A 26262-nucleotide genomic window follows, 5' to 3' on the forward strand; every position below is an offset into this window, starting at 1 on the left:
TAAAGGCGATGCAGGGGCATAGGTTAGTCTAAATTAGGCAACCCCGGGTAGAGGGCTGTCATCACCTGGCTCGGTTCTAGTGGGTAACCGAGCGTCGCTAACTGCGCTATGGCTTGCTTTGGTGATTGCAGCACATGTCTTTGTGAATGTCGACTGACACCCGCCATCATCTTATCGAGCAGGTGTACCTGCAGGTTTTTTAGCGACACGATGTTGATGCTGTGTGCCATCTCATGGGTTTCACACCACTGCATCAGCTCGTTTAACGCCGGCATAATCTCTGGGCCACCAAGTTGCCAGTGCCGGATATCCGTGACGCGAACCCAAGGCTTGCCAGCAAGTGGCAATGCTGCCGCGATCACTCTGTCTCGATAACTCTCTGAGAATAGCTGATTGACACTACCTTCGACGGTGATCCAGAGAACCTGACCAAATGCGTGACATTGTGCTTGCCCATGTTCTTGCATTGCCAGTACTCCCCTATGTGCTGGTTATCGTTAGTGGTTATGTGAAGCACAATGTGAGTGGTTATTTTCACCACCATGGTCACCTGGGGCCACGATAGCATCGAGTTCTATGGTGAGGTGTTTGATCTCAGTAAAAGGTTTGAGCCGAGCGCGGAAATCGTCAATTGAGTTTGCCGCATGGCTTCTTAGACTGATGACGGCGGCATATTGATTGGGCGCTGTTTGCCACAGATGCAGATCGGTAACGCGGGTTTGTTCTACTGCGTGCAGTGCTTCTACGATCGCCTCACATCGAGCCTTTTTGGGGGCATGGTCGAGCAACACTTCGCTGGTTTGTTTCAGTAGCCCTAATGCCCAACGGCTGATGACAACTGCACCAACAATCCCCATTAAGGGGTCCATCCAGTACCAACCCATCCATTTGCCTGCCAGCAGCGCTAATATCGCTGTTATTGAGGTCAGCGCATCTGCCAGCACATGCATGTAAGCGGCACGTAAGTTGTGGTCATGATGATGCTCTTTATGGGAGGCGTGGCCATGGGGAGCATGCTCGTTGTGAGCATGATGTTCAGTATGATGATGGTTATGCCCGTGGTGATCATGGCCATGGTGGTGGCCGCCTGCCCCCATCAATAGCCAGGCGCTTAACAGGTTGACCGACAGACCGATAATGGCCACAACAATGGCTTCATTGAAACGGATCTCGGAAGGAGATATGAGCCTTTCTACCGATTCCATCGCCATAAATAGTGCGACCACCGCGAGGGCGACCGCACTGGCAAAGCCACCGAGTGAGCTGACCTTGCCGGTGCCAAAGGTGAAGGTGGCGTTTTGCGCATGGCGGGTGGCATAGCGATAGGCAAATAGCGTGATAGCAAAGGCGGCAACGTGGGTCGCCATGTGCCAGCCATCGGCCAATAGTGCCATCGAGCCATATACGGTGCCTGCGATGATCTCGATGACCATAGTGACAGCCGTCAGCCAAAGTACATACCAGGTACGTTTTTCTCCCTGAGTATGGTCTGGCTGATATCTATGCTTGGGGCAGCTTGGTACCACGTTTTTCTGGTTCATAACTCACTGTGAATGCAGACGCTTTAAGAGTCTGTAGTTTTAGCTGCACTGTTCTTCGCTGCCGATTTTTTTACTGCGCGTTTTAGTTGCTTCTTGGCTTTGCGCTTAGCTTGTACGGCGGTGAGCTTCTTCTTACCGGCTTTGCCTTTGCCTTTACCGGGCAGTCGGGCTTCCCGGTTTTGTGGCGCCAAGCCTTTTATGGTTCGACGTTTTAACTGCTGCTCGGTATAACGCTCGATACGTGACAAGTTGGCCATATCGTGGGCTTCAATCAGACTGACAGCGATCCCTTTGCGTCCGGCCCGTGCGGTACGACCAATCCTGTGGACATAGATATCGGCGGTGCGTGGCAAGTCATAGTTGATGACATGAGAGATCTCTGGAATATCCAGCCCGCGAGCGGCCACATCGGTGGCTAGCAATATATGAGTATCGCCGTCGCGGAATTTCTGCAGTGCCTCGTTCCGTCGATCTTGTGCCATTTCACCACGGATCCAACTATGCACAATATTGGCATTATCGAGGGCTGCAGACAGCTCCATCAGGCGGTCACGAGTCTTAACGAAGACAATGGCACGTTGCGTTTCTTCATTTGTTAGGATGGATGCGAGTAACGCTTGTTTATGTTTAAGGTTGTCTGCTAGGTGCACCCACTGCACAATTTTATTGGCTTCGCGGCGTGGAGGCTCGGAATGAACCAAGGCTGGCTCTTTGAGCACATCGCGGGCAAATTTCTCTAAACCTTTGCCTTCCAAGGTGGCTGACAGTAGCAACGTTTGCTTGCGCCAACGGGTCTCGTCGGCGATGCGATCCATTTCAGCGATGAAGCCCATATCTAGCATGCGGTCGGCCTCGTCCAGGATCAGGCATTCAACCGCACGACAATCAAACACTTCGCTGTTGATATACTCCATTAATCGCCCAGGTGTCGCGACCACCAGATCACAACTGCCGTGCAAGGTACCGACATGTTTTTCATATTCGACCCCGCCGGTGATTGAAGCGCATTTCAGCTCAGTAAACTGGGTCAGGGTAATGGCGTAATCCAGCACTTGCTGGGCTAATTCTCGGGTTGGTACTAAGACAAGAATTCGGGGCGGCCCGGGTTTTCTGCGGGGAAAATCGATCAAATGCTGCAGTGCCGGTAACAAGAACGCCGCTGTTTTCCCTGTGCCTGTTGGGGCGGACGCCATCACGTCACGATCATCTAAGGCGAACGGGATCATCTCCTGCTGCACTGTGGTTGGGCGAGAGTGGCCTAACTCCGCTAAGGCACGGATCAGTTCGGGAGCGATATCTAAGGATTCAAAATCTGGCGTCATGGCTGGTCATATTTTACGGCACAATAGCTCTATTCTAACTCAGGCTGCGGCAACCGGCAGCAGCTATCTGGCTGTGAAGTAAATAAAAACAGCATGATTTGGAAAAAATGGCCTAACTTATGGCAGCCTTGGTTTGCGCAAACTTGTCAGCGTGTTAATGTTTTTCGTTAATTAGTTACTAAAGCTTGGTGGTTTTGCTTGCCCGTGTAGGCAATACGGCGACCATGTTTTGAATTATCCAAATGAGGTAATCGCTTGTCCCGTCCACTGAATACCGCTGATACGCTCGGTTTAGGTTTTATGTTATTGGCCTTTTTCTTAGGGGCAGGAAACTGGATCTTTCCGCCGATGGCGGGACAGCAAGCGGGGCACGAAGTGTTGCCTGCTACCTTGGGCTTTTTGATCACGGCCGTTGGCTTACCGCTACTGGGAGTGATCTCGCTGGCTGCTGCTAGAGGTGGTTTAGCCCAGTTGGGCCGTTACTTGCCTGCGGGCGCCAGTTTACTGTTGGCGTTAGCGATTTACATCGTGATGGTGCCAGGATTTGGTATTCCCCGCACGGCCTTGGTTGCTTTTGAGATGGGGTTTAAGCCTTTTTTCACTGAAGTGAACCAAGATTTTTTATTGGCCGGTTTCTCTCTTGGCTATTTCTCTTTGACCTTCTGGTTGGCGTTAAATCCGAGCAAGTTACTCAATCGCATTGGTAAATTTATTGCGCCGTTGATGTTGGTATTGATTGCGGTACTTGGCTATGTGGTGTTTACCGCACCACTGGCACCGATTGGTGAGGGGCAGGGTGAGTTTGTTGCGACGCCGTTTACCAAAGGGTTTCTTGAAGGTTATATGACCATGGATCTGCTGGCAGCCATGCTGTTTGGCGTATTGATTATTAATACTTTGAAAGACAAAGGTGTTGAAGCACAACGTCATCAATACAGCAGTTTGATTTTAGGCGGCTCTATTGCCGCTATTGGTTTAGCCTGTGTTTACATCATCTTGTTCTACATGGGGGCAACGAGCCATAGTGTGGCGCCAGGCGCTGCTAATGGCGGTGAAGTGTTTACCCTTTATATGTCAGCATCGATGGGCTTGGGTGGGCAACTGGTACTGGCGTTTGTTGTGGGGCTTGCCTGTCTGACAACGGCGGTTGGCGGCACCAGTGCCTGTGCTGAGTATTTTGTTGAGCGCTGGCCAAAGCTTTCCTACCGTCCGACGCTGTTTGTTTTAGTCGCCATCTGTACCTTGGTCGCCAATATCGGGTTATCGGCACTTATTGGTGCTTTTATCCCAGTGCTGTTTGCTGTCTATCCATTGGCAATTGTCTTGGTATTACTCAATTTGTCAGCCAAATGGCTACCGGCTCCGACACGTACGTTTTGTTGGGCTGCGGTATTTGCTTTGCTCTTTGGTTTGTGTGACGCGGCAAGATTTCTTGGCATACTCGATAAGATCCCAGGGATTGAGTTGTTGGATAGTGTGCCGCTGTTCGATTTAGGTTTAGGTTGGGTTGTTCCGGTGTTGTTGGTGGTGGTGTTAACTGTGATTGGGCCGCGAGAAGAAGCCGCTACAGAAACTTCGGCCGTGCAGGATAATGGCGATTCGTAACCTATAATTTTATTAATTTATCAAAAAGTTAAAATAAAATGTCAGAGACTAAACAGCTATCTACCACTGATATATTTGCTTTAGGTTTTATGACCTTTGCTTTCTTCTTGGGGGCGGGGAATATTATTTTTCCACCGTTAGCAGGGCAGCAAGCGGGCACGGAGTTTGTGCCAGCGATGGCGGGCTTTCTGTTTACCGCAGTGGGGTTACCGTTACTGACTTTGTTGGCCTGTGCAAAAGCCGGTGGCGGGTTGCCCCGAATGACCCGCCTGTTACCTAAGGGTGTGGGGATTGCCATCACCTTGGCTATTTTCATTGTTATTGGCCCCGCCTTCGCTACGCCCCGCACCAGCCTTGTGGCTTTTGAAATGGGTTTTAAACCATTCTTATCTTCAGCAGAGCCACAAGCTTGGGTGTTGCTGACCTATTCTATTGGTTTTTTCATTGTGGCTGCTTCTTTGGCTCTGCATAGGGGGAATCTGATCGACTATATCGGTAAGATCCTCACGCCTGTTTTGATCCTGTTGCTATTGGTGTTGTCGGTCACTGTATTGATGAACCCATTGGGAGATGCCGTCGCACCCGTAGGGGACTACGTCAGCCAACCGTTCACCAAAGGCTTTCTTGAAGGTTATAACACCATGGACACCTTTGGTGCCTTGATGTTTGGCATGCTGATCGTTGACGTACTGCGCAAGAAAGAGATCAGCGATGTGAAGTTGCAAACTCGCTACCTGATATTTGCCAGTATTATTGCTGCTAGCGGTTTAGCTTTTGTTTATATGTCTTTGTTCTATTTAGGTGTAACCAGCAATGATGTCGCGCCCAATGCAGCTAATGGTGGCGAGGTGTTTGCACGTTATGTGCAGGCGATGTTCGGGGGGCCAGGTAAGCTGATTTTGGCCGCTGTTGTGACGCTGGCTTGCTTAACCACTGCCGTTGGACTGATCAGTGCCTGCGCTGATTACTTCAATCGTCTTTGGCAAAAAGTCAGTTATCAAGGCTGGGTTATTATCATCGCCGTGTTGTGTGCCATCGTGGCAAATGTGGGTCTGACTCAGTTGATTGCCGTTTCTGTACCTGTGCTGTTTGCGCTTTATCCTGTGGCGATTGCCTTGGTTATCCTCAATCTACTGGTCGATAAGTTGCCCAATCCGAAGTTGGCATTCTATGCCGTGCTGTCTATTGCGCTATTGATGGCTCTGCTGGATGCGATAAAGGTGACTGGATTGGTTGAAGATGAAGGGCTGGCATTTGCTCAAGCCCTGCCTCTGTTTAGTTATGGCCTTGCTTGGTTGTTGCCGGTGACCGTGGTGTTGGTTGGCTCGTTTATGATGCCTAAAGCTGCGGTGACTAATTCTTGATGAGATGAAGTCGTTTTGCATTTAAAAAGCCGCTTGCCATTGGAAGCGGCTTTTTTATTGACGGCCTAAATGAGCCAATGAGCTCTCACTCTGCGCTGAGAGTATTCAGTTCGTTGAGCAACTGATCGCACCAGGTCGCTATACGGCTGTCACTGAGCTCATATTGGGTTTCATCGTCGAGTGCTAAGCCGACAAAATATTTGCCATCTTGGGTTAACGCTTTTGAGCCAGCAAACTGATAACTATCATCATTCGGCCAGTAACCTAGTATCTCTGGAGCTTGCGGTGCAATGGCGTCGTGCAACATGCCCATCGCATCTAAGAACCATTCACCATAGCCCTCCTGATCTCCCATGCCAAAGATAGCCACTATCTTTCCGTTCAAAGAGAGGTCATCAATGTCTGACCAGTGCGACTCCCAATCCTCTTGCAGTTCACCATAGTCCCAGGTGCTGATGCCGAAGATTAACATCTCATAGTCGGCAGTCTTAGCTAAAGACACCTCTTTGATATTGTGGAGATCGACGAGATCATGACCCAGTTGATCGCGGATCTTTTCTGCCGCCATTTCGGTGTAGCAAGTGCTGGAGCCAAAAAACAAACCTATTTTCATCACATCACTTCTTTAAACTAACGCTTTACCCAGACTATCACTCAATGGTATCAAATCCCTTTCCCCTGCACATAGCGGTATCCATGTTAGAGCCTTTGCCTTCCGGTTATTTTGATGCCCCCTTTGGTCGCGTCGCCATCTTTGATAACGGTGGTGAGTTAGAGAAACTGATCTACCTGCCTGAAAGCTCAGCGCTAGGTGCTCCAAGTGCATTGACCCGTGAGGTTAAGCGTCAGTTGGCGGCATACCTCAAGGAGCCTGCTTTTCGCTTTGATTTGCCGTTACTGCCGCAAGGCACCGAGTTTCAATCCAAGGTATGGCAGCAGCTGTTAGCCATTCCGGTTGGAGAAGTGCAAACCTATGGTGAAATGGCGGCGGCACTGGGCAGTGCCGCGCGCGCAGTGGGGGGCGCGTGTCGGCGTAATCCGTTACCGTGGGTTGTGCCTTGTCATCGCGTCGTTGCCAGTGGCAGCTTGGGCGGCTTTTCTGGCGCAAGACAAGGACCTATGCTGGAGATTAAACGTTGGCTGTTGTGCCATGAGGGAGCGGTTAGCAGTGAATGATAACCTAGAGTGCGATAAATATATTCGGCGGTTCCGGGAATATTTGTTGTTAGAAAAGGGATTGAGTAAGCACACCATCGCGGCCTATCAAACCGACCTGAATCACTTTTTCAGTTGGCTGCAAGGGCAGGAGCTCACGCCATTTGTGTTAGATCATCTGCATCTGCAGCAGTACCTGGGTAGTCGATTGGAAAAAGGGCTGAGCGCTCGCAGTAATGCCCGGCTGCTCAGTACGTTGCGTCACTTCTATAAATTTGCTCGTCGCCATGAATGGACCGATCTGGATCCGACCGCGCTATTAGAGGGGCCGCGTTTGCCTGCCGGTTTGCCGAAAACGCTCAGTGAAACCGATGTCGATAACTTGTTGCAAGCGCCGTTGTTATCCGAGGCGATTGGTTGGCGTGATAGAGCGATGTTAGAGGTGCTCTATGCTTCTGGTTTACGCGTGTCTGAGCTGGTTAACTTGCGCCTATCGGAAGTTTCACTGCGGCAGGGGTTGGTGCGGGTCAGTGGTAAAGGCAATAAAGAGCGCTTGGTGCCGCTAGGTGAAGTTGCGTTGGATTGGCTCCAAAAGTACCTCGCAAATGGGCGGCGAGAGCTGTTGGGGCCACATCAAGAGAGCGATGTGATTTTCCCCGGACGCTATGGCCAACCGATGACCCGGCAAACCTTTTGGCACCGGATTAAGAAATATGCGCAGATGGCTGGGATAAACACCGACTTATCACCTCATACGCTGCGTCACGCTTTTGCTACGCACCTGTTAAATCACGGTGCCGATCTGCGTGTAGTGCAGATGTTGTTGGGTCACAGTGATTTATCAACAACACAGATCTATACCCAGGTTGCACGAGAGCGCTTAAAGTCGTTGCATAGTGAGCACCACCCCAGAGCGTAAAATCGCTGCTGGTCAGTGGCTAGCAGCGGAGGTAAACTGCGGGCTAGCTATTTTCTGAGAAGTGGCTTTTGGCAATTACCCAAGTGGTTTGTAAATACCCACTTCGATATGTAATTTTTCTCGGTGAACGGGGTCTAATAGGTATCCCATTGAAGCAGGTTTTTTTGATGACTGGTAAGAAGATATTTAAGTGGTTGCTGTTGGTGAGCGCAGCGTTATTGACGTCGGCGTATTTCGTGGTATCAACTGCGTCGGAATCGACAGCAAAGTTTGATCCTGAGCAGCAGGTGCTTGCGGATAAGTTGAATGCGTTACTGAATACGGAAGTGATTACGTTAACGCCATCGCCGATCCAAGGCTTTTATCAGGCGCTGACCGATGCTGGCGTGTTCTATATCAGTTCTGATGGCGCTTTGCTGATCCAAGGGAAAGTGTACAACATTGACGGGCAGCCAAAAGATTTGACTGAGTCGGCAATGGCCGGAGAACGGTTGAAGCGCTTAGCTGCTGTAGAAGATAGTATGATCAGTTACCCGGCAAAGAATGAAAAATATGTGGTGACTATCTTTACTGATATTGATTGTGGTTATTGTCGCAAGCTGCATAGCCAGATGGAAGAGTACAATGATCTGGGTATTACCGTACGTTACTTGGCTTACCCTCGTTCGGGTCCAAACTCCCCAAGTGGTGATACGATTGCCTCTGTATGGTGTGCTGACAATCCAGCGCAGGCGATGACCAATGCCAAATCGGGTAAGGCTCTGAAGAAAGCTAAATGTGATAACCCAGTTGCGCAACATTATAAACTGGGTGGCGTGTTTGGCGTGCGCGGAACGCCAGCGATTATTCGTCCGAACGGTGAGATGTTGGGCGGTTATCTGCCACCACGTCAGCTGCTTGCTACGCTTGAACAGCAATAATATTTAGATGTCTATGACCATAGAGCGTCGGCCGCTGCCAGCGGCTGATGCTGTTATTGCTGGATTACCGCCTCTTCTGCAACGTATCTACGCTAGCCGTGGTATTACTGCCGCGCCGCAGCTCGAACGACAAACCTCCCACCTGGCTCGACCAACCGAGCTGAAAGGCATGCAACCGGCAGTGGTGTTGCTTGCCGATGCACTGAATGCGCAGAAGCGGCTGTTAATTGTTGGAGATTTTGATGCCGACGGTGCGACGTCGAGCGCCCTTTGTGTCTTGGCGCTGCGTGCTATGGGCGCAAAGTTTGTCGACTTCCTGGTGCCCAATCGTTTTGATTATGGTTATGGGTTGAGTCCTGAGATCGCTGATGTTGCCCATCAACAAGGGGCAGAGTTACTGATCACTGTTGATAATGGTATCTCGAGCATTCAAGGGGTGGCGAAAGCTAAGCAGTTAGGTATGCAGGTGCTGGTCACCGACCACCATTTGCCTGGTGAACAACTGCCTGCTGCGGATGCCATTGTGAATCCCAATCAGCCTGGTTGTGAGTTTCCGAGTAAATCGTTAGCGGGCGTCGGTGTGGCGTTTTATCTGCTGTCAGCCTTACGCACAGAGTTGCGCCAGCGAGGATGGTTTGCCCTGCAGCAGTTAGCTGAGCCCAATCTGGCTGATTGGTTGGATATTGTTGCTTTAGGTACCGTCGCTGATGTGGTGCCGCTGGATCAGAACAACCGTATTTTGGTGCATCAAGGCTTGCAGCGGATCCGCAGCGGTCGATGTCGTCCAGGGATCCAGGCGTTGATTGATCTCTCTCAGCGTAAACAGCGGGAGATGACGGCATCTGATCTGGGTTTTGCTTTAGGGCCGCGCCTCAATGCAGCCGGACGGCTGGATGATATCTCTCTTGGTATTAACTGTTTGCTTTGTGATGATTTCCAGCAGGCTAAACAGATGGCCGAGGAGTTGGATACGCTTAACCGTTCTCGTCGCGAGATCGAGCAGGGAATGGAGCAGGAAGCGCTGGCGGCTCTGTCGGCATTGGATGTCGATGAAGCGGATCTGCCGTTAGGCTTATGTCTGTTTCAACCAGACTGGCACCAAGGCGTGATAGGGATCCTCGCTTCCCGTATTAAGGAGCGTTTCTATCGTCCGGTACTGGCATTTGCCGATGCTGGAAATGGAGAGTTAAAGGGGTCTGCGCGCTCTATCTCTGGTTTGCATATGCGCGATCTGTTGGAGCAAATCGACAGTCAGCATCCAGCGTTGATTATTAAGTTCGGTGGTCACGCCATGGCGGCAGGCTTGAGTATCCACGCTGATAACTATGCCCGCTTTCAGCAGGTTTTTGAGCAAACAGTTGCAGCAACGCTCACACCGAGTGACTTAAGTAACGTGGTACTCAGTGATGGTGAACTTTCGCTATCAGAGCTGACCTTGGATACCGCGTATCAACTGCGGGATGCGGGTCCTTGGGGACAAGCATTTCCTGCACCGGTATTTGATGGGGAGTTTTGGTTGTTGCAGCAGCGCATTGTTGGTCAGCGCCACCTGAAAATGGTGTTGTCGCCTGACAATGGTGTTACTGCCATCGATGCTATCGCTTTTAATGTTGATACTGAAACTTGGCCCGATCCCTCGATCCGCAAAGTACATGTTGCCTATCAGTTGGATGCTAATGAGTTTCGTGGCAATGTGACACTGCAGTTTGTTGTGCAGTATTTGCAAGGGATCGCTGGCTGATCCCTCGCGCAACGCTACTTTCTACCGCGTATTTTCCCTGATCCTATTTCACTTCATAAGGGATAGCGAGATGGCCGTGTACTGGAAACAGCAGATCGTATAGCCAATTATAAGCAAGCGTGTACACCAGATAGAGTACTACGAGTCCGATATCCATCATCAGCGCATCCAGCAGAGATAGCTTTAGCCACCAGGCGATGAGTGGCGTTGTCAGCCAAAGAATACCCATCTCGATACCACAGGCGTGAAGGCAACGTTCGATGAAACGTTTATCTGTGCGGCCATAACGTCGGTAGATAACACGATCAAACCAGCCGCTAAAAAGATAGTTCCAACAGGCACACAAAGATGCAAAGCAGAGTGCCAAAACTCCTAGTTTGAGCATCGGGTGGCCCGTTAGCCAACTGATTAGTGGCATCAATACACCTAGTGATCCCAATTGATAACCGATGCTATGACGGATCCTATCGTTGCGTGCTCTCATTTTAATCTCTGGATGTCGATAATGGGTAGATAGTATTCGATAGCCAGCTGTATCAAAGTTACAATGTATCTATAAATTAGATACATCGAGTAGGGATGATGAGTAAACTGGCAGGTCATTACACTCTGGAGCAGCTGCGGGTGTTGATCGCAGCGGTAGACAGCGGTTCCTTCTCTGCGGCTGCGAGAAAGCTAGGTCGAGCGCAGTCCGCGATCAGTCATCAGATACAAAATCTGGAACTGGATCTCAATGTGGTGTTGTTTGAGCGCAGCGGCCGTTATCCGCAGTTAACAGCTGCGGGACGGGCGATCCTGGATGAAGCGCGTTTTCTATTGTTACGAGCGGATCACCTTTCCGGGATCGCGGCATCGTTGCAAGCGAAACAACGGACACGATTGGTGATCGCTGCTGACGAGATGGCGTTGGACGGAAGTTTTGACAAAACCATGCTGCATTTGTCGCAGCGTTTTCCTACGCTTTCGGTGGATTTGGTTCATCCGGTGCTGGAAGAGGTGGCGGCCATAGTGAGAAACGGTGAGGCGCAGGTTGGACTGACAGTGCAGATGTCCCAGGTTTATGATGATCTCGCTTTTGCCCGCCACGGTATGACGCAGATGGTCTGTGTCGCAGATCCTGAGCATCCGTTAGTCGGGCTATCAGCAATTGAAGTATCCACGTTAAGTCGCTATCGGCAGGTGCTGGTGAGTGTCAGGCGGCAGCAAGCAAGTCATTGGCAGCTATCACCCTCCTGCTGGCATGCGGGTAACATTTGGAGTGCGGTGGAACTGGCCAAAATGGGCGTGGGATGGACGAGCGTACCGGAATATGCTGCGCGGGCAGCCTTGGCTCAGGGAAAGCTAAAAATATTGCATACCACAATGGAGGCCCCTGTGTGGGAGCAAGCGACGGATCTTATTTGGCGTTTTGATCTGCAGCGTGACGAGGTGCTGAAGTGGCTGATGGGAAAATTAGCTGGGGTGATTCATTGAGTAGGGTAAATGACAGGCAAATAAAAAGCCGGTAGCAAATTGCTCACCGGCTTAATTTCTCTAATACTCAGCGGTTAGGCTGAAATTAGACAACAGTTACGTTTTCGGCCTGTGGACCCTTCTGACCTTGAGTTACAGTGAACTCAACTTTCTGGCCTTCTTCAAGAGTCTTGAAGCCAGCGCCAGTGATAGCACGGAAGTGAACAAACACGTCAGGGCCATTTTCCTGCTGGATGAAACCGAAACCCTTGTCAGAGTTGAACCATTTTACAGTGCCAGTAACAGTAGACATAAATCTTTCCTAGAACATTAATTAACAGTGCCAAATTTGGCTTACCGCTTGTTTGCGAAGTTCACTAATTTGAACACAAGACGACTGGGTCAGGACAGAGTCTACAGACATAGCATCGTAACGTAACAAATAATGTAACCGCGCATCCGAGCGCAAAGTTGATACTAAAGCAATCCCTGACCTTGTCAACAAATGGATGGGTAAAAAATGTGCAAATTGAGCTTGATGGATGTTCTTGCGCTAAATTAAGCTCTTTCAATCAGTTCTCTGTGGTCATTAAGGCATCAATGAGTGGGGCAGCATTGCGTTTAGGTATCGATCTAGGTGGTACTAAAATTGAAATTATCGCTTTGGATAGCAATGGCATTGAGTTGTATCGCCAGCGGATGATGACCGTTAAAGGCGACTATGACGCCACGCTGTCAGTGATCAAGCAGCTGGTGCTGGAGGCTGAATCTGTATTGGGCCAGCAGGGAACCGTTGGTGTTGGTATCCCTGGTACGATTTCAGAGGTCACTGGCAGGGTAAAAAATGCCAATTCAACTTGTTTGATAGGTCAGCCCCTCAGGGAAGACCTAGCACAGCAACTTAGCCGTGAGATCCGTGTGGCCAACGACGCAGATTGCTTTGTTAGCTCTGAAGCTGGCGACGGTGCGGGTGCCGGTTATGACAGTGTGTTTGGCGTGATTTTGGGGACTGGGGTCGGTGCTGGTGTGTCTGTGCACGGGCGTCTACTGCCATCGCCTAACGGTGTGGCAGGTGAATGGGGGCACAATCCTATGCCTTGGATAGATGATGCCCAACGGACTGCAGTGGGTCGTTGTTATTGTGGTCAGCAGGGTTGTATCGAACAGTTCTTAAGTGGCCCAGCGTTGGCTGCTCGCTGTTTTCGTGAAACAGGCCGTCAGCTTTCTGCTAAAGAACTGGCGATGGCTTTGAACAGTGACCCAGCTGCGGAGTCAGTATTTAAGCGTTACGTTTTGGATTTCTGTAAAGGGCTGGCTCATGTTATCAACCTGCTTGACCCACAGGTGATAGTTTTGGGCGGCGGAGTGTCGAATATTGATCGTTTATATGACCTGATACCTGACAGCCTAGGGGATTATGTTTTTGGTGGCGAGTGTTCAACGCCGATAGTTAAAAACCGGCATGGTGATTCCAGTGGCGTGCGCGGAGCTGCTTGGCTTTGGCCTTAAGCTGCAAGGTTGCTTTGAAAGGAACAAAGAGAAGCCCGATGTTGCCATCGGGCTTCTCTATTGGTGGTGTCGAGGTTAGAACCCGACAAAAAAGTTAATAATGATGGCGTTAATAATGTCGATAAAGAAACCACACACCAGCGGAACCACAATAAACGCGCGGTGAGCAGCACCATGTTGTTGACTGACGGCGGTCATGTTGACGATTGCCGTGGCGGTTGAACCTAGCGTGATGCCGCCGAAGCCTGAACAGATCACACTGGCTTCGTAATCTTTGCCCATTAGCCTGAACACTACCCAAATGGTGAAGAGCACTGACATCAGGATCTGTGCAGCCATGACGGTAGAAAGGAACAGCAGTGCGCCTTTCAGTTCCCATAGTTGCAGTGACATCAGAGCCATCGTCAGGAACATGCCCAGACAAATATCAGATATCAGAGACAAACCTTGCTCCTGCCCTGGCCAGCGCAATTTAGGGAACATAGGGGAAAAGACGTTTCTGATGACGATACCAGCCACTAGGCAACTGACGAACTTAGGCAGGCTGATGCCTATCTCGGTTAATCCCATATCGAGGAAATGGCCAATAATCAGGGCGATGTTGAGCCATAGCCAGGCCCATAAAATGCCGTAGTAATCGACACTGGTATGGCTAGCATCGTGGGTCACACCAATATCCAGCGTGCCGTGATCACCGGTTTTTAGTTGGTTTCTTTTAATTAAATAGCCAGCGATTGGACCACCAATACAGCAGGCGCTAATTAGGCCGATAGTATTCGCAGCGATACCAATTTCAGATGCGTTGGTGATACCCAGTTCTTCAACAAAGGTGGGAGTCCAAGCGATGGCGGTACCGACCCCTCCGATTAATGAGATAGAGCCGGCCATCAGACCCGATTTAGGATCCATGCCGAAAAGATCAGCGATACTGACACCCACAATGTTTTGCAAAAAGATAAAAGTGGTCGCCAATACGGTGAGAATGACCAAAGGTTTGCCACCGGATATCAATGTCTTGATATCTGATTTTAAGCCGATACCGGCAAAGAAATAGAGTAACAGCCAGTCACGTACATCAAGCTTAAAGCTAATTTGCCAGTCGAAGATAAAGTAGAGTAACCCCACCCCCATAGCACAGAGGAAACCACCAATGACGGGCTCTGGAATACTAAACTTTCGTAAGGTGGGTGATTTCATCAATGCCACTTTACCGATGAATAGTAAAATGATGGCAAGGGTAAAGGAGACAAAACCGTGGACGGTAATTTCAGTCATCTAAAGTGTTCCTTGAGCCTGTAATACGGTATTTCGATAGTAACTAATTAAAAACGTTCCCTAAATCAATTTAGTTCAGCGGCTCTAATGCCGCCAATAAGGCTGCAGGATTGGCGATGAGGTTGCCAAACTCGTCGCTGAGCCGTTCACTTTCTGCAATCGCCATTCGCCAAGCTTTCAGCCGCGTATGATCATCCATAGTCGAGAAGTCTTTTCTATCTGGAATTTTTCTGTTGGGTAACTTGGCAATAAATTGTTCACTGGGTACCAACATAATGACATTGTCATAGTGCGCTGGATTAGGCTTTCGCCAACGTAACCCTTTGTCGAACCAACCTGGAATGGTTTTACTAGAAAAGTGTGGATACAGGACGATACCGTCGTGACAAAACGGCAGGTCAAAGTGGTAATCGGTGATACCACCGTCGCGATAGTTGCCAGGCCGTGCACCGGCAATGTTTTTTATTCCTTCCATTATCATGGGTATTGAGCCGCTGGCCATCACAGCATCAATCAAGTTGCTTTGATTGAGTGCGACGGTTTGTGTCGGCAGATCCCTGACAGAGAGAAAGTCTGCCTTATCCTTGGGGTGATGAAATATGGTGCGTTCAAAAAAGCCACCTAGTAAGCGACGGTGAACTGCATTCGCACTGGCTGTCAGGCCCAGACCTAGCATCTGCAATGCCTTTCGTTCGCTGCTATTAATATGTTTGGCTCGAGCAGCGATGACATTAAGACGCATGGTGGGGTGAGACAAGATTTGGCTTACGCTGTCTTTACTGAATACGTGGTCTAATAGCTGTTGGCTGATTTCCGTAATTTGCTGAGCAGAAGCTCCTTCGGGATAGCGCAGTTGTGTATAGCCGTCGAGAAAGCGCTGGGTGACAGCAGGCGCATTGTCCTGCGCTAAGCAACTGAATCTAAATGCCCCAGCACTTGAACCCAACAGCTGCAGTGGTGTTTTTCTTGACTTGAAGTAGTCGCCCCCCAGATAGCGATCTAATGGGGCGAGAACAAACCATTTTGGCCCACCGCTGGCGCCCACTAAGACTTTTATATCGTCCGGAGAAAGGCCTTTCTGTTGAATATGCTCGCGTGCTGTTTTTCCAGCTAATACGCGTAAAGCAGAAGTCATGGGTTCAACCTTTGGAATCTTTTTGTTTGATCAATAATTAAGCTTAACCATGCGATCATGCTACAAAAGAATGTGTGGGTGATCAGGTTGCCTGTCATGGTATCGGTTAGACCATAGACAATGAAGCCAGCAAAGAGTAATCGTACCGCCAATTTAAGTCTTTGCGTATCTTTGCTTTTCTGAGCGTTGCCGATCAGCATTCGATAACTGCCGATATACATAATGAGGAAGGCTGATAGGCCGATAATGCCTTGTTCCGTTAATACGTGAAGTATTTCATTATGCGCGTGACTGATCCAAGTGAATTTTCTATGTGCCTTGCCCGATACGGCAAGAGTGTGAAGCTTAGATTTAAATCCTTGATAGCCTGTTCCCGTGATTGGTGAACTAGGGATCATTTCGTAAATTGATAACTCCCATACGGTAAAGCGCGCCGCAACAGAACTATTGTAATCACTGCCATTGAAGTAGTTGCTGGCTTGTTCTATGCCTGTATTCACTCGCTGCTGGACTTGCGGTATGAAGTACAACATAGGGATTAAGATCAGCATGGTGCCCATTGCGACAGCCATCTGTTTGCGGTTATCGCGCAGTCGATAGTGTAATAACAGAAACCCTATGACTGGGAGAGCGAGCCAGCAGCCTCTGCTGCCTGATGTGATTATTGCAATCCCTCCAAATAATGTGGTCAATGTTATCAGACTGTGGCGTGTCTGAGCCGTCACGTTCCAGTAGCTTCGTGTTACCCAACTCAAGCAAATCAATATTAACGTGATGTCTGCGAAAAGGATTGGATGTGTGCCACCAAAGGCTCTTTCCTGTCCGAAATAGACTTTTTGTACGAGAGCAATAATACCTGCTAGGCAGGTTGCGATAGGTAGAGCAATGGTGGCTCTGGAAGCGTGTTTGGGGACACTAAAAAGTAATAGCAAGGCTAATAGCGGTGCCAGATAACTCAAGCTTCGGAGGTTTTTTCCAATGTCTAAAACGTGTTGGAAGGTGCCGCTAAACAGCGCGTTAACAATCACCCATACTGGCCACGGCAATAGGATAAGAAGCCAGCGGAGGTCCATAGGTGATTCGTGTTTTTTGTCCAAGATGGAAGCGCAACTCATGACGGCCAATAGTGTTGCTAAGAAAAACAGAAAAGTGCCATCTCGGTTGGGAATGACAATGGCGAAAGGAAGAAGAAAAAGGCTAACAAAGGCGAGTTGAGGGCGTCTTATTACCATGCGAATTCCTATTTCTGAAGGCGATATTCATATCTCAAACCATCATACGATGGAATATACAGCGGGGAGAAGCCGTTAAACGCTTACTTAGTTGAGGCTAAAGTAGGGCATTTCAGGTTGTTAGAGCATAGAGATAGCCAGCACATCATCCCGCAGAAGAAAGTGGCAGTGATCAGGTTTCCCATCATGACATCTGTCATTCCGAAGATAAGCATGCCTGCATACAAGCAGCGGGCAGCCAATAGCAGAGGCTGCCTCTGGTCATGATTTTTTAGGCTATGGCTCATGATGAAGTAACTGCCGCCATAAAGAGTGAGTAAGGCAAAGACGCCGACTAATCCTTGTTCTACTAAGACATACAGCCATTCATTATGGGGATGACTGATCCAAGTGAAGGACGGATCGATAGCCCTGTTTTCTGCCAAGGTGTTCAACGCGGTTTTAAACTGGTGGATGCCGACACCAAACCAGGGATTCTGAGGAAATAATTCGAAGACCGAGATCCGCCATATTTCAAGTCGAGCGCCGACAGACGAATGAATATGCGCTTCATGAAAATAACGAGATACCTCAACAATGGCTAGGTCAACACGGAGTTTGACCATCGGGAATAAATACGTCAGCGGTATACAAACGATTAGGCCTGCCATGCTGCGCCAGTAGAGTTTGGGGCGGGCTGATAGTTGCCCATGAATCAAGAGCCCGCCAAGCACTGGGATTGCCAGCCAACTGCCTCGAGAACCAGACATGATGATAGCGCAAATGCCTAACAGAGTTGATGACCAAAATAGAATACGGGCAGCGCGTTCGGATATTGCCCAGAGAGAACGTGTCGCTAACGCGACAGCGACTAAGACGACACAGATATCTGAAAATAAAATGGCATTCGTAAAGCCCTCGGCTCGGTGGACCGAAAGAACTAAACGTTGGAATAGAGCAATGAGGCCGGATGCGATTGCTGCGAATGGAAATGCTAAATATGCCCTGCGCCAGGGCAGTGTGATATTGGCCAACGCGAGCAGAGTTAACAAACCCGCGATAGGTGCCAAGTAAGTCCCTGCTCGCAGAGACTGATGAAGTGGATCAATAAGGGTCGGCTCACTCACAAGAAAAATGTTTAAGCCGAGAGCGGTGGCATAAGCCACCAAAATTCCTGCAACTACTTTTTGCTGTCGAAGAGGGGGCAATGGCGCGCCTTGTTGCAGCCAAGCTGCACCGCTCATCAAAATCAAAAGGAGCGTCAGGCTGGTGCCATTGCGATCAGGGATGAGAGCGATAAATGGTACCAGCAGCAGGCCGCAGTAGCTCAAGCGAAAGATATTCAATGGCTAACCTTATGAATTTACTCGCGCGCATTGTAAGCATAACGGCTACTTTTCATATTGGATATGTAATAAATCGTGACGTAGTTGTTATTAATGGTGGTTAAAAATTATCCTTTCTGTTTAATTTAGATCATTCTATTGACGTTTTTGGCTGGCTAGCAATGGCGCGGCTCTGTAGAATCCGCGCCCGCATAGCTTAGCTATAAACCAATATCTTTTTTTAAGGGCCCCCTATGAACTACAAAGCCGCTTTGTGTGGTGCAGCTTTGGTGTTTGCCGCACCAGCCAGCGCTGAAGATTTTTTCTTCTGGTCTGATACCAGTTTGACACTGCTTCACGGAACGAACTTCGAAGTTGATTCTGAAGATCAGACAACCGTGACATTTGAGCATGTGAATGGCCACAAGTATGGTGATTTTTTCATGTTCTTTGACTACATCACCTATCACGACAGCCCGCTAAATGACGGCCAGTATGGTGAAATCTCCCCACGTTTCAGTGCCGGCAAGATTTTTGATAAAGATCTTTCGTTTGGCATTGTTCAAGATGTGCTCGCTACATTTACTTACGAATTTGGTAAGGGCAATGTAGAAAGTGTGCTTTATGGTCCTGCGGTTGATCTGGCGCTGCCAGGTTTCGATTTTTTCCAACTGAACCTCTACAAGCGTGACCCTAACAACAATGACAGCGAAGGCTGGCAGTTAACGCCAGTATGGAAGGCGACATTCGAAGTAGGTCAATCAGAGTTAGTTGTTGATGGCTATATCGATTGGGTATTCAAATCAGATAACAGCAACTACGAAGAAAACCTGCATATCAACCCGCAGATCAAGTATGACCTAGGCATGAGTCTTTGGGGTGCGGAAAGCAAAGGTCAGCTTTATGTCGGTATTGAATACGATTACTGGAGCAACAAATACGGCATCAGCGATGATGTACCATTTGATGTCGACCAGGAAGATGCTGTCTCGGCTATCGTGAAATATCACTTTTAAATAAGCTGATTATTTCAAGCATAAAAGGTGCCTTTCGGTGCCTTTTATGTACAGGATGTACGGTCTAAAACAGCGTCCTGCGTTTTAGATATTTCCTCCATCCATGGCGATCGTCCACCCAAAATGCTGCGCGGGGTGTACTAACGTATAGAAGCTGGGATGTTTAGGAGATATGAGCTATCTCACCCACTATTAAACCTCTGCCCTTGTTCTGTGTAACGTCGCAACAACCCATTACTTACCAAACCATAGCTGCGTTAATTCATTTTTGTAGCCGGAGATATCTAGTTGCTGTTGCTGACACCAAATATCGTCGTAATAGGTATTGAGGTAGCGTTCACCACTGTCACAAATCAACGTCACAATAGAGCCGGTTTCATTCCGTGCTTTCATCTCTGATGCGAGTCGTAAGCTGCCGTATAGATTGGTTCCGGTAGAACCGCCGCATTTTCGGCCCAGCTCCTGCTCTAACAGTCTTATCGCAGCGATGCTGGCGGCATCTGGTACCTGGATCATACGGTCGATGACATCAGGCATAAAAGAGGGCTCTACGGTTGGGCGACCAATCCCCTCTATACGTGAGCCTTTACCTGTATTAATGCCGCAATCACCACTGTTAAAATAGGGATAGAAGGCTGAAAAGTCTGGATCAACAACACAAAGTTGCGTGTCGGTTTTATGGTATCGCGCATGACGTCCCAATGTGGCTGAGGTACCGCCGGTTCCGGCACTCATCACTAACCAGCGCGGTATTGGATGAGGTTCGTCGGCCATCTGGGCAAAGATGCTTTCGGCGATATTGTTATTCCCCCGCCAGTCGGTTGCACGTTCGGCATAGGTAAATTGGTCGATGAAATGGCCATCGGTTTCCTGCGCCAAACGTCTCGCTTCCGCTGATATATCCCCGGCGTTCTCTACTAAGTGACAGCGACCCCCATAGAAGCTGATTTTGTCGATCTTTTCTTGTGAGGTGCATGCTGGCATGACAGCGATGAAAGGTAAATTAAGCATGCGGGCAAAATAGGCTTCTGAGACGGCGGTGCTGCCACTGGACGCTTCAATTACCGGGCGTTCGGCTTTGATCCAGCCGTTGCAAATGCCATAGAGGAACAGTGACCTGGCTAGCCGATGTTTCAGACTACCAGTTGGATGGGTCGATTCATCCTTCAAGTAGAGGTCTATCTCTGGGCAGCTAGGAATATTGAGTTTTATTAAATGGGTATCGGCGCTGCGATTGAAATCCGCTTCAATCAGGGCGATCGCTTGCTTTTCCCAGAGACGGTTTGAGTTGCGCATATGGACTTCATCGGTCTGTTATCTGAACACTGAGTTAGCCTAAAAGCTTGTGGCTATGGATACCATGATCTCTATTTATCTTTGTTGTCAGCATATGTAACAAGTTGTGAAGTGCTGTAGCGGTGGTTTTTGCTTGTCAAATAACCGCATGTCGCTGGTAAATATCTGTATCTTCGGTTGCGGTTCCGGTAGAATCCGGCGGTTAAATTTCCATGGTATACCAGTTATATGTTCGAGATTAATCCGGTACAGAACAAAATCAATGATTTCCGCGAGCGCAATGAGTCGCTGGTGGGTTATCTGGATTACGACGTGAAGAAAGAGCGTCTGGAAGAAGTGTCCAGAGAGCTTGAACAACCGGATGTCTGGAATGAGCCGGATCGGGCGCAGGCATTGGGTAAGGAACGTGCAGATCTTGAAGCCGTTGTTGATACCATTGTCCAGATGCGGCAAGGATTGGAAGATGTTGAAGGCTTATTAGAGCTTGCCGTTGAAGCGGAAGATGAAGATACCTTCAATGAGGCGGTGGCTGAGCTCGATGATCTGGAAGCCAAGCTGAACAAGCTGGAGTTTCGCCGTATGTTCTCCGGAGAGCAGGACGGTATGGACGCGTATATCGATCTGCAGGCGGGCTCTGGCGGCACAGAGGCGCAAGATTGGTGCAACATGCTGTTGCGAATGTATCTGCGCTGGGCGGAAGATAAAGGTTTTAAAACTGAGATAATTGAACTGTCAGAAGGTGAAGTCGCTGGGCTGAAAAGTGCCACCGTGCGAGTTCAAGGTGAGTATGCTTATGGTTGGCTCCGCACGGAAACTGGCGTACACCGGTTAGTGCGCAAAAGCCCTTTTGATTCCGGCGGCCGTCGACATACCTCGTTTGCCTCGGCGTTTATCTATCCTGAGATTGATGACTCGATTGAGATTGAGATTAATCCGTCCGACCTTCGAGTAGATACCTATCGTGCTTCTGGAGCGGGTGGTCAGCACGTTAACCGGACCGATTCCGCGGTACGCCTAACGCACTTACCAACTAATACTGTTGTGCAATGTCAGAACGATCGCTCGCAGCACAAAAATAAAGCGCAGGCGATGAAGCAGTTGAAAGCAAAACTGTTTGAGTTAGAGATGCAGAAGCAGAATGCCGAAAAGCAGGCGCAAGAAGAGACGAAAAGCGATATCGGCTGGGGTAGTCAAATCCGTTCTTATGTGTTGGATGACTCCCGGATTAAAGATCTACGTACCGGGGTGGAGAACCGAAATACCCAAGCGGTACTGGATGGCAATTTAGACCGATTTATTGAAGCAAGTTTAAAATCTGGCCTGTAATGGCTGGCATCAAAATTTATCCTAAAGGTTGAGAAATGACTGAGCAGGTACAGGACGAAAACAAACTGATCGCCGAACGGCGTGGCAAACTCGATCAGATCCGTCAGGATTGTAAAGCCAATGGTCACCCTAATGATTGGCGTCGAGATTGTTTGGCCAACAACCTGCAAGCTGAGCACGGCGATAAGAGCAAAGAAGAGTTGGAAGCTTTAGGTTTGCAGGTAGCGATTGCCGGTCGGGTGATGGCAAAGCGTGGTCCTTTTCTTGCCGTACAGGATATGAGTGGCCGTATTCAAGCTTATGCCGCTAAAGACGTACAGAAAGAGTTGAAAGAGATCGGCGGTCTGGATATCGGCGACATTATTGGCGTAAAAGGCGCACTGCATAAATCCGGCAAGGGTGATCTTTACGTCAATATGGAAGAGTACAAGTTGCTCACTAAGGCACTGCGCCCGCTACCAGAAAAATTTCATGGTTTGACCGATCAGGAACAGCGCTATCGCCAGCGTTATGTTGATTTGATTATGAACGAGCAGTCTCGCCAAACCTTTATGGTGCGTTCAAAAATCATTGAAGCGATCCGCCAGTTCATGAATCAGCGCGATTTTATGGAAGTAGAAACGCCGATGATGCAGGTGATCCCTGGTGGTGCATCTGCCCGTCCATTCATCACTCACCACAATGCGCTCGATATCGACATGTACCTGCGTATTGCGCCTGAGCTTTATCTGAAGCGTTTGGTCGTTGGTGGGTTTGAGCGGGTGTTCGAAATCAACCGTAACTTCCGCAACGAAGGCCTATCGCCACGTCATAATCCTGAATTCACCATGATGGAATTCTATATGGCGTATGCGGATTACAATGATCTGATGGATCTGACTGAAGAGATGCTGCGTAGCGTGACTCAGCAAGTCTTGGGTGACAGTGTGGTTAAGTACGGTGAAGAAGAGTTTGATTTTGGTGCGCCGTTTATTCGTTTGCCGATGAAAGAATCGATTTTGCAATACAACCCTGAAGTGACCATGGATCAATTAGGCTCTTTGGAAACGGCAACGGAAGTGGCTAAAGATCTGAAGATCGAAGTGCAGAAGTCGTGGGGCTTAGGCAAGGTTATCTGTGAGATCTTCGAGGAGACGGTTGAGCATCGCTTAATTCAACCTACCTTTATTACCGAGTATCCGGCTGAAGTGTCGCCGCTGGCTCGTCGTAATGACAACGACTCGTTTATCACTGACCGTTTTGAGTTCTTTGTTGGTGGTCGTGAGATCGCTAATGGTTTCTCGGAGCTCAACGATGCACAAGATCAGGCGGATCGGTTCCGTCATCAAGTGGAGCAGAAAGACGCCGGTGATGATGAAGCGATGTTCTTCGATGAAGACTATATTACGGCGTTAGAGCACGGCTTACCGCCAACCGCTGGGCAGGGCATTGGTATCGATCGTTTGGTGATGTTGTTTACTGACAGTCATACTATTCGTGATGTGGTGTTGTTCCCAGCATTGCGTCCACAGAACTAATTTGACGCCACTTTTTCAGCGCGAGTTTGTTTCAAACTGCGCGCTATAAGTGCTAAATGATTGACGTTAAATGGGAGGCCTTAGGCCTCCCATTTGTTTTCCATCGATTTATCAATGCCTATGCCTGTTTAAACTGGTTTTTGATAGGGTGTTTTACGGCGAGATCCGGTTGACTTTCAACCTCATATAGCCGAGTCTGTCACTCTGCGTACAGCCAGGTTTACTGAGCTTAAATTGGTAAATTTGATAAATAATATTGACAATGGCTGTATTGATAATTTCAAAGAATAAGAGGAAGAGACGGTGAAGATGCTCTCTGGCGCCGAAATGGTGGTCCAAAGCCTGAAGGACCTCGGCGTAAAGTCTATATTTGGCTACCCTGGTGGCTCAGTTCTGGATATTTATGATGCGTTGTTTCAGCAGCCAGATATGGAACATATTCTGGTGCGTCATGAACAGGCTGCAGTGCATGCCGCGGACGGTTTTTCTCGAGCCACCGGTAAGGTGGGTGTGGCGCTCGTAACCTCTGGCCCTGGCGCGACAAATACGCTGACGGGTATTGCGACCGCGTATATGGATTCCATTCCGCTGGTTGTTTTGTCGGGACAGGTGCCTACGTCTCTGATCGGAATGGACGCTTTTCAGGAAACCGACATGTTCGGTTGTTCTCGTCCTATCGTTAAGCACAGTTTTTTGGTGAAGAAAGCAGAAGAGATCCCAGACGCGATTGCAAAAGCCTTTTATATCGCGTCGACTGGGCGCCCTGGCCCAGTGGTGGTGGATCTGCCTAAGGATTGCCAGAATCCGCTGCATAAATTTGAATACAATCTGCCAACCGATATTAAGATGCGCTCCTACAACCCGACTACCAAAGGGCATGGAAGGCAGATTAAGAAAGCGTTGGATATTCTGCTGCAGGCTAAGCGACCTGTGCTATACGCAGGTGGTGGAGCGGTTATCGGCGAAGCTTCAGAAGCATTAACTGCGCTGGCTGAACGGCTCAATTTACCGGTCACTAATACCTTGATGGGATTGGGGGCGTTTCCAGGTACTCATGATCAGTTTCTTGGTATGTTAGGGATGCATGGTACCTTGCAGGCGAATAAGGCGATGCATCACAGCGACTGCATTCTAGCAGTCGGCGCACGCTTTGATGACCGAGTGACGAACAACGTTGCCAAATTCTGTCCTGATGCGACGGTATTGCATATTGATATCGATCCTGCATCGATTTCCAAAACTATCATGGCTCATGTGCCTATTGTGGGTGCTGCCGATACCGTGCTGAAGCAGATGCTAACGCAGTTAGACGGTTCTGGTGCTTCGTTGGATGAAGCGAGTCTGGAAAGCTGGTGGCAAACTATCGACGGTTGGCGCAAAGCCCGCTGTTTGGATTACGTCAAAAGCGATGAGAAAATAAAGCCGCAGCAGGTGATTGAAGCCCTGTACAAGGCAACTGATGGTGATGCGTATGTCACCTCTGATGTCGGACAGCATCAGATGTTTGCAGCGCTTTACTACCCGTTTGATAAACCACGCCGCTGGATCAACTCTGGTGGGCTAGGCACCATGGGCTTCGGCTTCCCAGCCGCTATGGGTGTAAAACGTGCGTTTCCTGATGCTCAGGTCGCTTGTGTTACGGGCGATGGCAGTATTCAGATGAATATTCAGGAGCTATCCACCTGCTTGCAGTACGACATCCCAGTGAAGATTGTGTCATTGAACAATGCGCAGCTTGGCATGGTGAAGCAGTGGCAGGATATGTTCTATAGCAATCGCCACAGCCATTCCTACATGGAGTCGATGCCAGATTGGGTGAAGTTGGTAGAAGCTTACGGCCATGTTGGTATCAAGGTGACTAAGCCTGAAGAGCTGCAGCCGGCGATGGAAAAAGCGTTCGCAATGAAAGACAAGCTGGTGTTCCTAGATATTCATGTGGATCAAGCGGAGCATGTCTACCCGATGCAGATCAAGTTCGGGGCGATGGATGAAATGTTTTTATCGAAGACGGAGCGAACCTAATGCGGCGTATTCTTTCTATATTGTTGGAGAATGAACCTGGCGCGTTAAGCCGCATTATCGGCTTGTTCTCCCAGCGTGGTTACAATATTGAGTCATTGACGGTAGCACCGACCGATGATCGTAGCTTGTCACGGATCACTGTGACTACCTTTGGTGATGACCATGTGATTGAACAGATCACCAAGCAGGTGAATAAGTTAATCGACGTGTTAAAGATCACCGACCTGTCTGAAGCGGCTCATATTGAGCGTGAACTGATGTTGGTGAAGATGCGTGCTAGCGGTGATACTCGCGAAGAGATCAAGCGTACCAGTGATATCTTCCGCGGTCAGATCGTTGATGTAACACCGACTCTCTACACCGTGCAACTTGCCGGGCCGTCAGATAAGTTGGACGCTTTCATTGATGCCGTGAAAGAAACGACAGAGATAGTTGAAGTCGTCCGCAGTGGTGTTTCAGGCATCTCTCGTGGTGAGCGAGCATTAAGACCCTAATACCTATCGCTCATCGACGTTAATAAAAACCACCTGCGGGTGGTTTTTTTATGCTTGTGAGCCAGCTTGTTGGCTGCGGTACGTGAGTTAACGCCCTGTGTATATTTTCCTGTGGCG

At 49.1% G+C, this 26262-nt stretch carries 24 protein-coding genes; 13 read left to right on the forward strand and 11 right to left on the reverse strand.

The features are described from left to right. Positions 1–23 precede the first annotated feature (23 nt). From EXY25_RS08770 to srmB, 3 genes are read right to left on the reverse strand one after another with little or no spacing between them, the layout of a single operon-like run. On the reverse strand, positions 24–467 hold the full coding sequence (locus EXY25_RS08770; RefSeq protein ID WP_130566461.1) for a hypothetical protein: 444 nt from the start codon (positions 465–467) through the stop codon (positions 24–26). A gap of 30 nt (positions 468–497) precedes the next feature. Then, positions 498–1541, reverse strand: coding sequence for a CDF family Co(II)/Ni(II) efflux transporter DmeF (gene dmeF / locus EXY25_RS08775; RefSeq protein ID WP_130566462.1), 1044 nt, complete (start codon positions 1539–1541; stop codon positions 498–500). A 23-nt stretch (positions 1542–1564) separates the two neighbouring features. After that, a complete protein-coding gene (gene srmB, locus EXY25_RS08780) occupies positions 1565–2863 on the reverse strand; it encodes an ATP-dependent RNA helicase SrmB (RefSeq protein WP_130566463.1) in 1299 nt (432 codons plus the stop codon). Positions 2864–3118: 255 nt separating this feature from the next. On the opposite strand from srmB, the gene brnQ (EXY25_RS08785) reads away from it, so the two are divergent. Both brnQ (EXY25_RS08785) and brnQ (EXY25_RS08790) read left to right on the forward strand, forming a co-directional pair. Further along, positions 3119–4468 (forward strand): branched-chain amino acid transport system II carrier protein, encoded by a 1350-nt coding sequence (brnQ, locus tag EXY25_RS08785; RefSeq protein ID WP_130566464.1) that lies wholly within the window; start codon positions 3119–3121, stop codon positions 4466–4468. Between the two features lie 38 nt (positions 4469–4506). After that, entirely contained in the window at positions 4507–5832 is a 1326-nt protein-coding gene (brnQ, locus tag EXY25_RS08790; protein ID WP_130566465.1) for a branched-chain amino acid transport system II carrier protein, read from the forward strand. Positions 5833–5917: 85 nt separating this feature from the next. Here the strand turns inward: brnQ (EXY25_RS08790) and fldB are convergent, their stop codons facing one another. Further along, complete coding sequence (fldB, locus tag EXY25_RS08795; protein WP_130566466.1) at positions 5918–6445, reverse strand: flavodoxin FldB; 528 nt, start codon at positions 6443–6445, stop codon at positions 5918–5920. An 83-nt stretch (positions 6446–6528) separates the two neighbouring features. On the opposite strand from fldB, the gene EXY25_RS08800 reads away from it, so the two are divergent. The 4 genes from EXY25_RS08800 to recJ all read left to right on the forward strand — a co-directional run bounded on the left by EXY25_RS08800 (position 6529) and on the right by recJ (position 10567). Beyond that, entirely contained in the window at positions 6529–7008 is a 480-nt protein-coding gene (locus EXY25_RS08800) for a methylated-DNA--[protein]-cysteine S-methyltransferase (protein ID WP_130566467.1), read from the forward strand. Continuing rightward, on the forward strand, positions 7001–7906 hold the full coding sequence (gene xerD, locus EXY25_RS08805) for a site-specific tyrosine recombinase XerD (protein ID WP_425455758.1): 906 nt from the start codon (positions 7001–7003) through the stop codon (positions 7904–7906). Before EXY25_RS08800 ends, xerD begins: the two co-directional genes overlap by 8 nt. A 167-nt stretch (positions 7907–8073) precedes the next feature. Next, on the forward strand, positions 8074–8826 hold the full coding sequence (gene dsbC, locus EXY25_RS08810; RefSeq protein ID WP_130566468.1) for a bifunctional protein-disulfide isomerase/oxidoreductase DsbC: 753 nt from the start codon (positions 8074–8076) through the stop codon (positions 8824–8826). 7 nt (positions 8827–8833) lie between these two features. Beyond that, complete coding sequence (recJ, locus tag EXY25_RS08815; RefSeq protein ID WP_130566469.1) at positions 8834–10567, forward strand: single-stranded-DNA-specific exonuclease RecJ; 1734 nt, start codon at positions 8834–8836, stop codon at positions 10565–10567. 43 nt (positions 10568–10610) lie between these two features. Here the strand turns inward: recJ and EXY25_RS08820 are convergent, their stop codons facing one another. Further along, on the reverse strand, positions 10611–11051 hold the full coding sequence (locus EXY25_RS08820; RefSeq protein ID WP_130566470.1) for a PACE efflux transporter: 441 nt from the start codon (positions 11049–11051) through the stop codon (positions 10611–10613). Positions 11052–11146: 95 nt separating this feature from the next. Here EXY25_RS08820 and EXY25_RS08825 point away from each other — a divergent pair, with 95 nt between their 5' ends. Further along, entirely contained in the window at positions 11147–12040 is an 894-nt protein-coding gene (locus tag EXY25_RS08825; protein WP_130566471.1) for a LysR family transcriptional regulator, read from the forward strand. 85 nt (positions 12041–12125) lie between these two features. Here the strand turns inward: EXY25_RS08825 and cspE are convergent, their stop codons facing one another. Then, the gene (gene cspE, locus EXY25_RS08830; RefSeq protein ID WP_114337266.1) at positions 12126–12332 is read right to left on the reverse strand and encodes a transcription antiterminator/RNA stability regulator CspE; all 207 of its coding nucleotides are present in this window, start codon (positions 12330–12332) and stop codon (positions 12126–12128) included. Positions 12333–12619: 287 nt separating this feature from the next. On the opposite strand from cspE, the gene EXY25_RS08835 reads away from it, so the two are divergent. Beyond that, entirely contained in the window at positions 12620–13528 is a 909-nt protein-coding gene (locus tag EXY25_RS08835; RefSeq protein WP_207232132.1) for an ROK family protein, read from the forward strand. Positions 13529–13603: 75 nt separating this feature from the next. On the opposite strand, the gene gltS is transcribed toward EXY25_RS08835, so the two are convergent. The 4 genes from gltS to EXY25_RS08855 form a co-directional block, all read right to left on the reverse strand. Then, positions 13604–14803, reverse strand: a complete 1200-nt coding sequence (gene gltS, locus EXY25_RS08840) for a sodium/glutamate symporter (RefSeq protein WP_130566472.1) — start codon at positions 14801–14803, stop codon at positions 13604–13606. Between the two features lie 70 nt (positions 14804–14873). Beyond that, on the reverse strand, positions 14874–15938 hold the full coding sequence (locus EXY25_RS08845) for a patatin-like phospholipase family protein (RefSeq protein ID WP_130566473.1): 1065 nt from the start codon (positions 15936–15938) through the stop codon (positions 14874–14876). Further along, positions 15935–17170 carry an O-antigen ligase family protein gene (locus EXY25_RS08850; RefSeq protein ID WP_130566474.1) on the reverse strand — a complete coding sequence of 412 codons (1236 nt, stop codon included), beginning with the start codon at positions 17168–17170 and terminating at the stop codon, positions 15935–15937. The genes EXY25_RS08845 and EXY25_RS08850 overlap by 4 nt, the downstream gene beginning before the upstream one ends. Before the next feature lie 83 nt (positions 17171–17253). After that, entirely contained in the window at positions 17254–18495 is a 1242-nt protein-coding gene (locus EXY25_RS08855) for an O-antigen ligase family protein (RefSeq protein WP_130566475.1), read from the reverse strand. 233 nt (positions 18496–18728) lie between these two features. Between EXY25_RS08855 and EXY25_RS08860 the strand changes: the two genes are divergently transcribed. Next, on the forward strand, positions 18729–19490 hold the full coding sequence (locus EXY25_RS08860; RefSeq protein ID WP_114337271.1) for an outer membrane protein OmpK: 762 nt from the start codon (positions 18729–18731) through the stop codon (positions 19488–19490). A gap of 234 nt (positions 19491–19724) precedes the next feature. On the opposite strand, the gene EXY25_RS08865 is transcribed toward EXY25_RS08860, so the two are convergent. Next, complete coding sequence (locus EXY25_RS08865) at positions 19725–20786, reverse strand: PLP-dependent cysteine synthase family protein (protein ID WP_130566476.1); 1062 nt, start codon at positions 20784–20786, stop codon at positions 19725–19727. Between the two features lie 228 nt (positions 20787–21014). Between EXY25_RS08865 and prfB the strand changes: the two genes are divergently transcribed. The 4 genes from prfB to ilvN all read left to right on the forward strand — a co-directional run bounded on the left by prfB (position 21015) and on the right by ilvN (position 26145). Continuing rightward, on the forward strand, positions 21015–22112 hold the full coding sequence (prfB, locus tag EXY25_RS08870) for a peptide chain release factor 2 (protein ID WP_114337273.1): 1098 nt from the start codon (positions 21015–21017) through the stop codon (positions 22110–22112). A gap of 35 nt (positions 22113–22147) precedes the next feature. Next, positions 22148–23629 carry a lysine--tRNA ligase gene (lysS, locus tag EXY25_RS08875; protein ID WP_130566477.1) on the forward strand — a complete coding sequence of 494 codons (1482 nt, stop codon included), beginning with the start codon at positions 22148–22150 and terminating at the stop codon, positions 23627–23629. Positions 23630–23932: 303 nt separating this feature from the next. Then, the gene (locus EXY25_RS08880) at positions 23933–25651 is read left to right on the forward strand and encodes an acetolactate synthase 3 large subunit (RefSeq protein ID WP_114337275.1); all 1719 of its coding nucleotides are present in this window, start codon (positions 23933–23935) and stop codon (positions 25649–25651) included. Next, a complete protein-coding gene (gene ilvN, locus EXY25_RS08885; RefSeq protein WP_114337276.1) occupies positions 25651–26145 on the forward strand; it encodes an acetolactate synthase small subunit in 495 nt (164 codons plus the stop codon). Before EXY25_RS08880 ends, ilvN begins: the two co-directional genes overlap by 1 nt. Positions 26146–26262: the final 117 nt, after the last annotated feature.

This window comes from Corallincola spongiicola (assembly GCF_004284785.1).
Taxonomy (GTDB): Bacteria; Pseudomonadota; Gammaproteobacteria; order Enterobacterales; family Neiellaceae; genus Corallincola; species Corallincola holothuriorum.

Excerpts from the sequence above, each read along its gene's own strand:
- EXY25_RS08770 (WP_130566461.1), bottom strand. The coding sequence starts at position 467 with ATGCAAGAACATGGGCAAGCACAATGTCACGCATTTGGTCAGGTTCTC.
- dmeF (WP_130566462.1), bottom strand. The coding sequence starts at position 1,541 with ATGAACCAGAAAAACGTGGTACCAAGCTGCCCCAAGCATAGATATCAG.
- srmB (WP_130566463.1), bottom strand. The coding sequence starts at position 2,863 with ATGACGCCAGATTTTGAATCCTTAGATATCGCTCCCGAACTGATCCGT.
- brnQ (WP_130566465.1), top strand. The coding sequence starts at position 4,507 with ATGTCAGAGACTAAACAGCTATCTACCACTGATATATTTGCTTTAGGT.
- fldB (WP_130566466.1), bottom strand. The coding sequence starts at position 6,445 with ATGAAAATAGGTTTGTTTTTTGGCTCCAGCACTTGCTACACCGAAATG.
- EXY25_RS08800 (WP_130566467.1), top strand. The coding sequence starts at position 6,529 with ATGTTAGAGCCTTTGCCTTCCGGTTATTTTGATGCCCCCTTTGGTCGC.
- dsbC (WP_130566468.1), top strand. The coding sequence starts at position 8,074 with ATGACTGGTAAGAAGATATTTAAGTGGTTGCTGTTGGTGAGCGCAGCG.
- recJ (WP_130566469.1), top strand. The coding sequence starts at position 8,834 with ATGTCTATGACCATAGAGCGTCGGCCGCTGCCAGCGGCTGATGCTGTT.
- EXY25_RS08820 (WP_130566470.1), bottom strand. The coding sequence starts at position 11,051 with ATGAGAGCACGCAACGATAGGATCCGTCATAGCATCGGTTATCAATTG.
- EXY25_RS08825 (WP_130566471.1), top strand. The coding sequence starts at position 11,147 with ATGATGAGTAAACTGGCAGGTCATTACACTCTGGAGCAGCTGCGGGTG.
- cspE (WP_114337266.1), bottom strand. The coding sequence starts at position 12,332 with ATGTCTACTGTTACTGGCACTGTAAAATGGTTCAACTCTGACAAGGGT.
- EXY25_RS08835 (WP_207232132.1), top strand. The coding sequence starts at position 12,620 with ATGAGTGGGGCAGCATTGCGTTTAGGTATCGATCTAGGTGGTACTAAA.
- gltS (WP_130566472.1), bottom strand. The coding sequence starts at position 14,803 with ATGACTGAAATTACCGTCCACGGTTTTGTCTCCTTTACCCTTGCCATC.
- EXY25_RS08845 (WP_130566473.1), bottom strand. The coding sequence starts at position 15,938 with ATGACTTCTGCTTTACGCGTATTAGCTGGAAAAACAGCACGCGAGCAT.
- EXY25_RS08850 (WP_130566474.1), bottom strand. The coding sequence starts at position 17,170 with ATGGTAATAAGACGCCCTCAACTCGCCTTTGTTAGCCTTTTTCTTCTT.
- EXY25_RS08860 (WP_114337271.1), top strand. The coding sequence starts at position 18,729 with ATGAACTACAAAGCCGCTTTGTGTGGTGCAGCTTTGGTGTTTGCCGCA.
- EXY25_RS08865 (WP_130566476.1), bottom strand. The coding sequence starts at position 20,786 with ATGCGCAACTCAAACCGTCTCTGGGAAAAGCAAGCGATCGCCCTGATT.
- prfB (WP_114337273.1), top strand. The coding sequence starts at position 21,015 with ATGTTCGAGATTAATCCGGTACAGAACAAAATCAATGATTTCCGCGAG.
- lysS (WP_130566477.1), top strand. The coding sequence starts at position 22,148 with ATGACTGAGCAGGTACAGGACGAAAACAAACTGATCGCCGAACGGCGT.
- ilvN (WP_114337276.1), top strand. The coding sequence starts at position 25,651 with ATGCGGCGTATTCTTTCTATATTGTTGGAGAATGAACCTGGCGCGTTA.